The organism is Geomicrobium sp. JCM 19037 (genome assembly GCF_000698105.1).
Classification (GTDB): Bacteria; Bacillota; Bacilli; order Bacillales; family Marinococcaceae; genus Geomicrobium_A.
Map to the genome: position 1 here is coordinate 1 of NZ_BAWZ01000041.1, position 12,582 is coordinate 12,582.

The window sequence follows — 12,582 nt, forward strand, 5'->3', positions numbered from 1 at the left end:
ATCGTGAAATTTTTACGAAGATGGCAGAGCTTGGCCTGACGGGTTTGCCTTGGCTGAAGAGGAAGGCGGTGCCGGTAGTGGATATGTGAGCTATGTGCTTGCGGTTGAGGAGTTGTCCCGAGTGTGTGCGAGTACCGGGGTTACGCTGTCCGCTCATTTATCACTAGCAAGCTGGCCAATTCATAAATTTGGCAATCAAGAACAAAAGGAAAAGTATTTAAAACCCCTGGCAGAAGGAAAATTCATCGGTGCGTATGCGCTAACAGAACCTGGAGCAGGCTCTGACGTTGCGTCAATGAAAACATCCGCCGTTCTTGATGGAGACGATTACGTGTTGAACGGATCAAAGATTTTTATTACGAATGGCGGCGTTGCCGATGTGTATATTGTGTTCGCCAAAACGGAATCAGCGGACGGTCATGGTGGTGTGACGGCGTTTATCGTTGAACAATCGTTTGCTGGCTTTTCGGTCGGTAAAAAAGAAGAAAAGCTCGGCATTCGCTCATCACCAACGACAGAGGTGCGGTTTGATCAATGTCGTGTACCGAAAGCGAACGTGCTTGGTGACGTGGGGGCTGGCTTTAAGATTGCAATGCAAACGCTCGATGGAGGCAGAAATGGGATTGCTGCTCAAGCGGTCGGCATTGCTCAAGGGGCACTGGACGCAGCTGTCCAATATGCAAAGGAGCGTAAGCAATTTGGCAAACCGATTGCTACGAATCAAGGCATTTCGTTTAAGTTAGCAGAGATGGCTGCTAAAGTAGAAGCAGCACGCTTGCTCACGTATCAAGCCGCTTGGCTCGAAGAGAACAATCAACCGTACGGACACGCATCGGCAATCTCCAAGCTATACGCCGGAGATGCGGCAATGGAAGTGACGACCGAAGCGGTCCAAGTATTCGGCGGGTATGGTTACACTCGAGAATATCCAGTTGAACGGTACATGCGTGATGCGAAGATCACACAAATTTATGAAGGAACGAATGAGATTCAAAAGGTGGTTATTAGTAAAGGGTTGTTAAAGGGGTGACCACGGGATGAAACGTCACGTACCAGCGATGGTAAAAGATGAAGTGTTAATAAAAAAACGTCGGGAACAGATGGTTAAAGCCGCTGTCCAATTGTTCCACGAGAAGGGGTTCCACCGAACGACAACACGAGAGATTGCAAAAGCTTCTGGCTTTAGCATCGGCACACTTTATGAATACATCGGCTCGAAAGAAGACGTCCTCTATCTCGTGTGCGACTCTGTGCATGATGGAGTAAAAGGGCGATTCAATGAACTGCTAGAAGAAAGCAGCCCAGGCATCGAACGCTTTAAACACTTAATTCGTAGCCTTATTCAAGTAATGGATGAAATGCAAGATGAAGTGTTAGTCATGTATCAAGAGTCAAAATCGTTACCAAAAGATGCCTTAACGTATGTATTGGACCGAGATCGGAGCATGACCGACGATATTCGGAATGTCATCGTCGATTGTCGTGAACGAGGAGAGATCATTGCAAGCGATCAAGAGATTCAATTGCTGTCAGAAAACATCATGACAAAAGCTATATGTGGACATTTCGCCGGTGGGCACTTCGCAAGAATTTCTCGTTAGAAGAGTATACAGAATTGCAGTTGCAAGACGTGATGAGAAGCATACGTACCCAACAGTAAACGAAAGAAATAAAAGAAAGGGATTTTTATAGCATAAAGCTTGTGTTTATGTTTATAATGGTAGGTATGCACGCCGCTTTGCAGATCGAAAGCGAGCCGCTTACGAAAGGGTGTAGGTTGCATTGACCATTAAAGAGCTTAGCCGTGAAGAGATTACGGAAATGTCTGCTGTCGAGATTTCGTATCGTTTGATTAAAGAAAAGAATGGCCCAGCAGAGTTTGCTAATTTCTTTACTCAAGTTTCAGAATTAAAGCAGATTCCGAGTAAAGACCTCGATGATCGTCGCACCAAGTTATTTACAACCTTGAATATAGATGGCCGGTTCGTTCATCTTGGAAACAATCATTGGGGGCTAAAAGAGTGGTATCCCGTGGATAAGACGGACGAAGACCTTGGGAATACCTTCCAAGCACCCGAACCAGAAGAAGCACAGGAATTTGAAGACATCGAAGATGAGTTGGATGAGATTGCCAACGAAGACGATTCGGATGCCGATGAACAATCAGACGATGACTTTGACGGCTACGACGACAATGATGAAAGCGACGACTATGACGAAGAAGACGACGCTGAAGATGATGACGAAGAAGACGATGATAACAACTAAGCGATAACTTACCTGCTGTCTGAGTGTATACTCAGCAGCTTTTTTTGTAGGTTAATTTTAAAGAAATGCACTGTTTATTCAAGGGGCATCTGCATCAAACTTTGTTTCCATACACTCGGCTGGAAATTTCGCCACTCGATTCGATCCAATCCAATCCAAAAGAGCCGTCAAGCCATCGACCTGGGTGATGCCGATGACCGTTCGGTTTATCCTCGGCACCTCCGGTGCCGATCGTAGCTAGCACTTGAGGTTTAGATGGGCAAAGAAGGTCGACGTTCGGTTATCAAAAACGAAGCATACGGGGAACGGCGGTGTTATCGGGCGACGTATACTGTTTCAGGCGCGGTCTAGATCACCGAGTATTTGGGGGAAACCGGCCGTTTTAACGTGATCTATATAGAATGAACTTAAGATTTTCCTAATTGCGCAGTTGGGTTATAGGGGGAGCGCGGTGCCATTTTGCGCGCTAGTTTACACGTTATGCGCGCAAGTTCGCATAGTTAAACGATTTTGGCGTTCATTCCGCTAAACTTGCGCGCAGTTTGTTCCAACTGGAGCGCAGATTCAATGCCGATAAACGAGCAAACTGTCGGCCCCGCCGGATTCGGTTCGGCGCGAACCACGCCATCGTCTCCATATGTTCCCGTCAAGCTTATCAGCGTAGAAAAGCAGAGAGTGGCGATTGCGAGAGCGTGGATGAACGAACCTGATCTTATTCTCGCTGACGAGCCGACGGCCAGTCTCGATACTAAGCGCGGCCACCAAGTCATTGAGCAACTAAGTGAGCAAGTGAAAATGCGAAAAAAAGCCGCAGTGCTCGTTACACATGACGAACGTTTATTACCGATTTGTGATCGCGTCATTCAGGTCGTGGATGGTCATACCGAAGACACGTAAGTAAAGTTACGCCCAATGGTCGATACCATTGCGTAAGATGTTTTAGAATAATGGTAAAGGTTGTTGCTGCACGGGCTGAGTGACTGTACCAGGACCATTAATTAGGTTGTTATTAATGACAATACGAAATGGAGGTTGGTGAGAAAAGCCACCGTCATGACATTGTGAGCGAATAAAATCTCTCGTAGGTTCCACAAATGATAAGGTTGTCTCATATTGAGCACACTCCTTTCTGAAAAGGATACAGTACATCGTATGTGTACGAGTTTGAAAAGCGTGTTCTCTTATCCCTAGTAAAGAAAAAAAGGCGCTGTCAAATATTGCCCGGGAAATAAAAAACGTGGCAGAAAAAAGAGGAATTCGTCGAGGAATGCTGGAGATTTCTTTAAGAATTCTATTTCGAATCTATAATAATCCAAAAAGATTTATAGTGAAAGGAAGAATGATCATGTCGTATGAAGTGAATATTGGCTTGCAGGTAGAGGAAGATGAAGTGCCGGCGTTACGGGAAAAGGTAGGGTGGGAGCGGCGTGACGAAGATTATCCAACACTTTTTGAGCGGTGTAACTTCTGGGCAGTTGTCCGCGATGAACACGACGAACTCATCGGCTTTGGTTATGTATGTGGGATGAGATTGGAGCACGGTTATATGGAAGACATCATTGTCCATCCAAGTTACAGAAAGAAAGGTATTGGAGGTCAGATCGTTGAGGCGTTGCTGCAAGAAGCTCGTGTTATCGGACTTGAGGTTGTGACAGTAACGTATGATCCCACGCACGAAAGTTTTTACCGTAAATCTGGGTTTTTACCCGGTGGTGGCGGTGTATGGCGAGCATCCTTATAAGACTCAACGTGCACTCACACTTGGCATTTCAATTCTTGACAATTGGGCGATCCGGGGGTAGAATCAATTTTGGGCTTGTCCAGAAGGTATAAAATAGGTTTGTCAGATAAATAGTAAGTAGACGCGAGAAGTGTGCCCCCGATGAAGGCGGAGGTCTCACTTTTTTTTTATTGTATAAGCAAAATGGATGAAGAAGGAAGGGGTTGGCGAAATGGCCGTAAAGTATATTTTTGTCACAGGGGGAGTTGTGTCGTCCTTAGGAAAAGGGATTACAGCAGCATCTCTAGGACGTCTTCTAAAAAACAGAGGTTTGAATGTAACGATTCAGAAGTTTGATCCTTATATTAACGTAGACCCAGGGACAATGAGCCCTTACCAGCACGGTGAGGTTTTCGTTACCGATGATGGTGCCGAAACGGATTTGGACCTCGGTCATTATGAACGTTTTATTGACATTAACTTGAATCAAAACAGCAACGTGACAACAGGAAAAGTGTATTCATCGGTCATTCGTAAAGAACGCCGCGGCGATTATCTCGGAGGAACAGTTCAAGTTATCCCCCACGTAACAAATGAATTGAAAGACCGTGTGTACCGCGCTGGCAATGAAGCCAATGTAGATGTTGTCATTACAGAAATTGGCGGTACCGTCGGCGATATTGAAAGCTTGCCTTTCCTAGAAGCGATTCGCCAAATTAAGAGCGATGTAGGTAGAGAGAACGTAATGTACATTCACTGTACGTTGATCCCGTATTTATCAGCAGCAGGTGAAATGAAGTCTAAGCCAACGCAACATAGCGTAAAAGAATTAAGAAGCTTAGGGATTCAGCCGAATGTCATTGTCGTGAGAACAGAGCAACCCGTACCTGAAGAGATGAAAGAGAAAATTGCCCTTTTCTGTGACATTCATAAGGACTCGGTCATTGAAGCTAGAAATGCAAATCCGCTCTATCAAGTTGCACTCGATTTGCAAGATCAGCACCTCGATGATATCGTCTGCAATCACTTGAAGATTGATTCGCCAAAGCCTGAAGCTGATATGAAAGAATGGACCGAGTTGGTTGAGAAAGTGAAGCACCTTTCTAAGAAAACGACGATCGGGCTCGTTGGAAAGTACGTCTCGCTCCCAGACGCGTACCTTTCAATTGCTGAGTCGTTGAAGCATGCGGGTTATGCTTATGACGCAGATATCGACATTCGTTGGATTGATTCAGAAAACGTGACCGACGACAATGTCGCAGATCAACTTAAAGACGTTGACGGCGTATTAGTTCCTTATGGGTTTGGACATCGCGGAGTGGAAGGCAAGATTTCTGCCATCCGTTATGCAAGAGAAAACCGCGTGCCATTCTTTGGGATCTGTTTAGGAATGCAACTTGCATCTGTTGAATTTGCACGTAATGCACTTGGGCTAAGTGATGCAGCTTCTGCGGAGATGGTGCCAGAGACGAGCAACCCAATCATTGACTTGCTTCCCGAACAAAAGGACATTGAAGACCTTGGGGGAACTCTCCGCCTTGGACTTTATCCTTGTAAGTTAAAAGAAGGTACGGTCGCCAAACGTGCGTATGGTGAAGAAGTTGTGTACGAGCGTCACCGTCATCGTTACGAGTTTAACAACGCGTACCGCGAAGCATTTGAAGAGGCAGGGTTCATATTTTCAGGGGTTAGCCCAGATAACCGCCTCGTAGAGATTATTGAACTTGCTGACCACCCATACTTCGTTGCGGCGCAGTTCCACCCGGAATTCGTTTCACGGCCAACACGTCCGCAACCGCTATTTAGAGAATTTATCCGTTGCTCCTTAGGAGAGAACTAAAAAAGCGCTGCATCCGTTTCCGAACGGAGCAGCGCTTTTTTGTGCGAATAAGAAAAAACCACTGGTAATACAAGATTCTCGACAGCTTTTTCACATTTTGAGCGAGAAACCGTGATACACTGAATTCAATCTAGTAGTTCCTTTATGTGGAACATGAGCATTTGATACGCGTATACGATGGCAATTTCACCGGGATATCCGCTTCTCGAACCATCCAAGTTAGGGACAAGGCCTTTTGATGACGTTTCTACGTAGAAAGGTTCTTCCATGCCTTCGACTTGTTGTAGGTCTGGTGCTGCTGAACCAAGAAACACGACCGGCGTTTCGGCTGAAAGAATTTGTTGCAGACGTTGATTATCGTTCTCGTTGTCTGATTCTTCGGTGATATAAACGAGACGATCTGCTGGTGTGACGACCTTTAAGGCGTCATCTAATGGAAGATATACCGTTTTATCTAATGTGTCCGGGTTTTCTGTTAGTGCTTGTGCGAGTGATTGAAAACGTGCCGACGCACAAAGATAAATGGTTCCTTCACCGACGAGGGCGGCAGCGAGCATCCGGCTGCTTTCTTCTATTTGTTCTTCTTGGTTTTGAATAAGTGTAAAGACGCGTTGTAGTTGCGTCGTATACATTTTCATCATCTTAAAGTCACCTTTTCTAACGTTATTATCCACAAGTTTACCCGATTCTCAAGCTTACAAAAAGAGGAGATTTCAGTTGCTGTGAAGAATTCATGTAATGTGATGATGAATTCCGTACCATACCAAGTGGAATCTTTTAATGGCAAGAGGTGACTATATTTGCAAAAAATACTCATTGTAGACGACGAAGCAGGTATTCGTAAACTAATTGAAGCCATTTTGACAGAAGAAGGGTATGAGGTTCACCTTGCTTCTAATGGATATCAAGCATTGGAAGTGTTGGCAGAAGATTCCTTTAAACTTGCCATCTTAGATGTTAAACTCCCTGGTATAAATGGGATTGATGTTCTGAAACGAATTCGGGGGAGAAATTCGTCCATTCGCATCATTATGATGACAGCTTACGAAGAACTTGATTTTAATGACGTATTAAAAGAGCAAGGGGTGTATGGGTCAATTGCCAAGCCATTTGACATTAAAGAAATTCGCGATCTTGTGAGCGGTGCGATGGATACATAGATGTATCATGAAAACAGGATATGCTATAATATCAGAGAATGAAATTCTTTAGCCAGTACAAGGAGGAAGTAACATATGCCATTAGTTTCTATGACAGAAATGCTCAGAACAGCAAAGGAAAACCGCTATGCTGTTGGACAATACAATTTAAATAATATGGAATTTACTCAAGCAATTTTACAAGCGGCAGAAGAAGAGAAATCACCGCTTATTTGTGGTGTTTCTGAAGGAGCAGCCCGATATATGGGAGGCTTTGAAGCAGTTGTACAAATGGTGAAGTCATACATGAAGACATACAACGTCACAGTACCGGTAGCGATTCACCTTGACCACGGTTCAAGTTTTGAAGCGTGTGCCCAAGCGATTCATGCTGGATTTACTTCAGTTATGATCGACGGTTCTCATGATCCACTTGAGGAGAACATTGCGCTCACAAAACGTGTCGTTGAAATGGCTCATGCTGTTGGTGTATCTGTAGAAGCCGAACTTGGAAGAATTGGTGGACAGGAAGATGACCTCGTCGTGGATGCGGCAGATGCAAATTATGCCATTCCTGAAGAATGTGAGCGTCTCGTTAAAGAAACAGGTGTTGACTGCTTTGCACCAGCGCTTGGCTCAGTTCATGGTCCATACAAAGGCGAACCGAATCTTGGGTTTAAGCAAATGGAAGAAATCAACAAACTTGTCGGCTTAACGCCACTCGTATTGCATGGTGGTACAGGTCTACCTGTGAAAGATGTACAAAAAGCGATTGAATACGGCCATGCGAAAGTAAATGTAAATACTGAAAGTCAAATTGCGGCGACAGAGGCTGTAAAAGCGGTGTTTGAATCGAACCCTGAACAGTATGACCCGCGTAAATATATGGGTCCTGCACGCGATGCGATTAAAGAAACGGTAAAAGGAAAAATGCGTGACTTCGGCTCATCCGGAAAAGCGAAGTAACTTTTTACAGCAGGAGAGGAGAATTTCATGAAGTTTTTTATTGATACAGCAAACATTGAAGAGATTAAAAAGGCCCATGCACTAGGCATTTTGGACGGTGTAACAACAAACCCGAGCCTCGTCGCAAAAGAAGGCGTTGATTTTAAAGATCGTCTGAAAGAGATTACTGCACTTGTCGACGGTTCTGTGAGCGCTGAAGTTATTGCATTAGAAGCAGATGCGATGATTGAAGAAGGAAAAGAACTTGCAGCTGTTGCTCCAAACGTTACAGTAAAAGTGCCAATGACGGTTGAAGGGTTAAAAGCAGTTAAAGCATTTAAAGATCTCGGCATTAAGACGAACGTGACACTTATCTTCTCAAGTGTACAGGCGCTTCTAGCCGCACGTGCAGGCGCCTCGTACGTATCCCCATTTCTCGGTCGTGTAGATGATATTGGCGGCAATGGACTTGCCCTTGTTGAAGAAATTGCCGATATCTTCCTTACACATGACATTGATACTGAAATTATTGCCGCGAGTGTTCGCCACCCTGTCCATGTGACAGAAGCCGCGAAGCTTGGCGCCGATATCGCAACCATTCCTTATAATGTGATTGAGCAGTTAGCGAAGCACCCACTAACAGACCAAGGCATCGAGAAGTTTTTAGCTGATTGGGACAAAGTCGCAGGCAACAAGTAAACGTGTCTAGCATATAGAACTCGTGACTATACTGGCAAATAAGAGGATATGACCAGGCTTTCTTCGGAAAGCCTGCGTTTCTAATTGATTCCGATGGATGAGGGAAGTGACATACCAATGGAAAAGTTAATGGTCGAAGGGGGTCATCCGCTGACAGGAGAAGTGCAAATCGGCGGAGCCAAAAACAGTGCAGTTGCGCTTATACCGCAGCTTTGCTTGCCGATTCACCAGTAAGGATTGATAACCTGCCAAACATTTCCGATGTGGAAGTACTTAGTGATCTGCTAACACATATTGGGGGCCATGTGACCCAAAAAGGCGATGAGATTACAATAGACCCGCGAGGAATCAAACCTATGCCCTTGCCAAACGGTCGAGTGAAGCAAATGAGAGCATCCTATTATATGATGGGCGCTATGCTTGGCAAATTCAAAAAAGCAGCCATCGGTCTTCCAGGAGGCTGTAACTTAGGTCCGCGTCCGATTGATCAGCACATTAAAGGATTTGAAGCACTAGGTGCAGTGGTCACGAATGAGCAAGGATCGATTTATTTACGTGCAAAAGAACTTGTTGGTGCACGAATTTATTTGGATGTGGTCAGTGTTGGTGCAACCATCAATATTATGCTCGCTGCTGTAAAAGCAAAAGGAAAAACGATTATTGAAAATGCTGCAAAAGAACCTGAGATTATTGATGTGGCAACGCTCCTTTCGAGTATGGGTGCAGACATTAAAGGCGCAGGAACGGATGTCATTCGTATCGAAGGAAAAGAACAGCTCAAAGGTTGCGGACATTCAATTATTCCTGATCGAATAGAGGCAGGCACTTACATTATTGCTGCTGCGTGTATGGGCACAGATGTAAAGATAAAAAATGTCATTCCAGATCATTTGGAATCACTCATTGCGAAGCTGGATGAAATGGGTGTGAACGTGCAAAGTGACGATGATGTAATTATCGTCGAGAAAAGTAAGCAAATTACAGGTGCAGACATTAAAACCCTCGTCCATCCAGGTTTTCCAACCGACTTGCAACAACCAGTAACATCTTTGCTCGTCAAAGCGAAGGGCACAAGCATTATTACCGATACGATCTATAATGCCAGGTTTAAACACATTGATGAGCTTCGCCGTATGGGTGCAGACATTAAGGTCGAAGGACGTTCGGCAATGATCAATGGTGGCAAACGCCTAGAAGGTGCTCGTGTAAAAGCAAGTGATCTTCGTGCCGGTGCAGCGCTGGTCATAGCAGGACTTATGGCAAATGGTGTGACCGAGATTACTGGCGTACATCATATCGATCGTGGGTATGAATCATTAGAAGAAAAGCTTAAAGGGCTTGGTGCTAAATTGTGGCGAGAACCGTTAAGTCATGAAGAGCAGGAACAGTTAAAAAGTTCATAACGATCGATCAGGGGGCAAAAAGATGGAACGTAGTTTATCAATGGAGCTTGTCCGTGTGACAGAAGCAGCCGCTTTATCTGCAGCCAGATGGATGGGCAGAGGCATGAAAGAAGAGGCTGATGATGCAGCAACAAGTGCCATGCGTGATGTGTTCGATACCATTCCAATGAAAGGTACGGTCGTCATCGGTGAAGGTGAGAAAGACGAAGCACCGATGCTCTATATTGGTGAAAAGTTAGGGAATGGCTACGGACCGAGAGTGGACGTTGCCGTCGATCCAGTTGAAGGAACGAACATCGTTGCCGCAGGTACTTGGAATGCACTTGCTGTCCTCGCTGTCGCAGACAACGGCAGATTGTTGCATGCACCGGACATGTACATGGACAAAATTGCCGTCGGTCCCGAGGCTGTAGGTGTTGTCAGTCTCGATGCTTCTGTGGAGGATAATTTGAAGGCGGTTGCAAAAGCGAAGAACAAAGATGTTGAAGACCTCGTCGTTAGCATTTTAAATCGTGATCGTCACGCCAAGCTTATTCAAGAGGTGCGTGAAGCAGGGGCAAGAATCAAACTCATTCAAGACGGTGACGTGGCTGCAGCCATTAACACCGCATTTGATGAAACCGGTATGGATTTATTAATGGGAACAGGCGGTGCTCCTGAAGGAGTAATCTCGCAGTTGCCCTCAAATGCTTAGGTGGAGAATTCCAAGGACGTCTGTTACCAAAAGATGCTGCTGAAGAAGAGCGTTGTAAGCGAATGGGCATCGATGATACGAGCCGTATTTTAGAGATGGATGACCTTGTTGGTGGCGATGATTGCATTTTTGCAGCGACGGGCGTAACCGACGGAGAACTACTAAAAGGCGTTCACTATAAAAGCACCAAGGCGACAACACAATCGCTCGTCATGCGTGCAAAATCAGGAACTGTCCGATTCATCGACGGAAAACATAACGTTGTGAAAAAGCCTGATTTTGTGATGAAAGACTAGAAAGACGAGGGGGAGCGTGACAAAAATTCGGTTTTCATTCGAAGAAGACTATGGTACGTTATTACCAAGAGTTACACGCACCCCCCATCCTTGTATATGAACATAGTTTACAAGTACATTCCCCTCATTGTTTTGCCTACCCGGTTTGAATCCAACAATTACAACTAGACACCAATGAAAATTAAATGAAAGCGGTGATGTAGATTGACTTTAGCTGAGCTAGAGCAAAAAACGCTACGTGATCTTTACAAACATGCAAAGGATTTGAAGATTTCTTACTATAGTAAGTTAACGAAACAAGAATTAATTTTTGCGATCTTAAAAGGGCAAGCAGAACAAGATGGCACATGTTTATGGAAGGTGTATTAGAGATAATACAGACAGAAGGCTATGGGTTTTTACGACCGATCAACTACATGGCTAGTTCTGAAGATATTTATATTTCAGCATCACAAATTCGTCGGTTTGACTTGCGCAACGGTGATCGTGTGTCTGGTAAAGTCCGAAAGCCAAAAGACAATGAACGTTACCATGGGTTATTGCAAGTGTCTGCAGTGAATGGTGATGAGCCAGATCTTGCGAAGGAACGACCACATTTCCCGGCGTTAACCCCACTATTCCCAGACAAACGAATCCAACTTGAAACGAACCCTGGGCGTCTGTCCGCTCGAATTATCGACATTGTGACGCCAGTCGGCTTCGGTCAACGTGGATTAATCGTTGCACCACCAAAGGCGGGTAAAACGTCTTTATTAAAACAAGTCGCAAATAGCATTTCCGAAAATCATCCAGATGCAGAATTGATCGTTTTGTTAATTGACGAACGCCCCGAAGAAGTGACCGACATTCAACGTTCGGTACAAGGGGAAGTTGTGCATTCGACTTTCGATGAAGTGCCAGAGAATCACATTAAAGTGACGGAGCTCGTATTGGAACGGGCGATGCGTCTCGTTGAACAGAAGAAAGACGTTGTCATCTTGATGGACAGTCTTACTCGTCTTGCGCGGGCGTACAATCTTGTCATTCCACCAAGCGGTCGTACGTTATCCGGGGGGATTGATCCCGCTGCATTTCACCGGCCGAAACGCTTCTTCGGTGCAGCGCGAAACATTGAAGAAGGTGGCAGTATGACGATTCTCGCGACAGCTCTTGTGGACACTGGCTCTCGCATGGATGATGTCATTTATGAAGAATTTAAAGGAACGGGAAATATGGAATTGCACTTAGATCGTCGCCTAGCTGAGCGTAGAATCTTCCCGTCCATTGACATTCGTCGCTCATCTACTCGTAAAGAAGAACTGCTCATTCCAAAAGGGCATTTAGAGAGCCTCTGGGCGATGCGTAAAACGATGAATGATTCGCCGGAGTTCGTTGACCATTTCATTCGCAGAATTAAAGATACAAAAACGAATGATGAGTTCTTTGAACGAATGGAACGAGAAAAAACGAGACAAAAGCAAAAGTCAAAAACCGGCGTGTAATGCCAAATTTTGAAAACTCATAAACAGATCCTTGTAAAAACACTGGCGTGTTGTTATAATCACGTTATGTGTAAAAATGACCTCTTTGTAAGAGGGA

9 protein-coding genes and 5 pseudogenes are annotated in these 12,582 nt (G+C 44.9%); 12 read left to right on the forward strand and 2 right to left on the reverse strand.

All coding sequences use genetic code 11. The features are described from left to right. The 3 genes and pseudogenes from JCM19037_RS18380 to rpoE all read left to right on the forward strand — a co-directional run. A pseudogene (locus tag JCM19037_RS18380) lies at positions 1-1,030 on the forward strand (acyl-CoA dehydrogenase); the annotation flags it as partial. Between the two features lie 7 nt (positions 1,031-1,037). After that, entirely contained in the window at positions 1,038-1,601 is a 564-nt protein-coding gene (locus JCM19037_RS18385) for a TetR/AcrR family transcriptional regulator (RefSeq protein ID WP_373901223.1), read from the forward strand. A gap of 181 nt (positions 1,602-1,782) precedes the next feature. Further along, complete coding sequence (gene rpoE / locus JCM19037_RS18390) at positions 1,783-2,268, forward strand: DNA-directed RNA polymerase subunit delta (protein ID WP_042403610.1); 486 nt, start codon at positions 1,783-1,785, stop codon at positions 2,266-2,268. A 500-nt stretch (positions 2,269-2,768) separates the two neighbouring features. On the opposite strand, the gene JCM19037_RS28800 is transcribed toward rpoE, so the two are convergent. Continuing rightward, on the reverse strand, positions 2,769-2,891 hold the full coding sequence (locus tag JCM19037_RS28800) for a hypothetical protein (protein ID WP_255357947.1): 123 nt from the start codon (positions 2,889-2,891) through the stop codon (positions 2,769-2,771). A gap of 19 nt (positions 2,892-2,910) precedes the next feature. On the opposite strand from JCM19037_RS28800, the pseudogene JCM19037_RS18395 reads away from it, so the two are divergent. From JCM19037_RS18395 to JCM19037_RS18405, 3 genes and pseudogenes are all read left to right on the forward strand, one after another. After that, positions 2,911-3,165: pseudogene (locus JCM19037_RS18395) on the forward strand (ATP-binding cassette domain-containing protein); the annotation flags it as partial. A 448-nt stretch (positions 3,166-3,613) separates the two neighbouring features. After that, a complete protein-coding gene (locus JCM19037_RS18400; protein ID WP_042403673.1) occupies positions 3,614-4,009 on the forward strand; it encodes a GNAT family N-acetyltransferase in 396 nt (131 codons plus the stop codon). A 211-nt stretch (positions 4,010-4,220) separates the two neighbouring features. Continuing rightward, a complete protein-coding gene (locus JCM19037_RS18405) occupies positions 4,221-5,828 on the forward strand; it encodes a CTP synthase (RefSeq protein ID WP_042403613.1) in 1,608 nt (535 codons plus the stop codon). Positions 5,829-5,953: 125 nt separating this feature from the next. On the opposite strand, the gene JCM19037_RS18410 is transcribed toward JCM19037_RS18405, so the two are convergent. Then, complete coding sequence (locus JCM19037_RS18410; RefSeq protein ID WP_042403615.1) at positions 5,954-6,469, reverse strand: DUF2529 family protein; 516 nt, start codon at positions 6,467-6,469, stop codon at positions 5,954-5,956. A gap of 159 nt (positions 6,470-6,628) precedes the next feature. Between JCM19037_RS18410 and JCM19037_RS18415 the strand changes: the two genes are divergently transcribed. From JCM19037_RS18415 to rho, 6 genes and pseudogenes are all read left to right on the forward strand, one after another. Next, the gene (locus tag JCM19037_RS18415) at positions 6,629-6,988 is read left to right on the forward strand and encodes a response regulator (RefSeq protein ID WP_042403618.1); all 360 of its coding nucleotides are present in this window, start codon (positions 6,629-6,631) and stop codon (positions 6,986-6,988) included. 75 nt (positions 6,989-7,063) lie between these two features. After that, positions 7,064-7,933 (forward strand): class II fructose-1,6-bisphosphate aldolase, encoded by an 870-nt coding sequence (gene fba / locus JCM19037_RS18420; protein ID WP_042403620.1) that lies wholly within the window; start codon positions 7,064-7,066, stop codon positions 7,931-7,933. Between the two features lie 27 nt (positions 7,934-7,960). Then, positions 7,961-8,611: a fructose-6-phosphate aldolase gene (fsa, locus tag JCM19037_RS18425; protein WP_042403622.1), complete on the forward strand. Its 651-nt coding sequence runs from the start codon at positions 7,961-7,963 to the stop codon at positions 8,609-8,611. Between the two features lie 117 nt (positions 8,612-8,728). After that, positions 8,729-10,014 (forward strand): annotated as a pseudogene (locus JCM19037_RS18430) (UDP-N-acetylglucosamine 1-carboxyvinyltransferase). A 22-nt stretch (positions 10,015-10,036) separates the two neighbouring features. Then, positions 10,037-11,004 (forward strand): annotated as a pseudogene (gene glpX, locus JCM19037_RS18435) (class II fructose-bisphosphatase). A 204-nt stretch (positions 11,005-11,208) separates the two neighbouring features. Next, positions 11,209-12,485: pseudogene (rho, locus tag JCM19037_RS18440) on the forward strand (transcription termination factor Rho). Positions 12,486-12,582: the final 97 nt, after the last annotated feature.

Coding starts and splice junctions, on each gene's coding strand:
- JCM19037_RS18385 (WP_373901223.1), top strand. CDS start 1,038: ATGAAACGTCACGTACCAGCGATGGTAAAAGATGAAGTGTTAATAAAA.
- JCM19037_RS18400 (WP_042403673.1), top strand. CDS start 3,614: ATGTCGTATGAAGTGAATATTGGCTTGCAGGTAGAGGAAGATGAAGTG.
- JCM19037_RS18405 (WP_042403613.1), top strand. CDS start 4,221: ATGGCCGTAAAGTATATTTTTGTCACAGGGGGAGTTGTGTCGTCCTTA.
- JCM19037_RS18410 (WP_042403615.1), bottom strand. CDS start 6,469: ATGATGAAAATGTATACGACGCAACTACAACGCGTCTTTACACTTATT.
- fba (WP_042403620.1), top strand. CDS start 7,064: ATGCCATTAGTTTCTATGACAGAAATGCTCAGAACAGCAAAGGAAAAC.
- fsa (WP_042403622.1), top strand. CDS start 7,961: ATGAAGTTTTTTATTGATACAGCAAACATTGAAGAGATTAAAAAGGCC.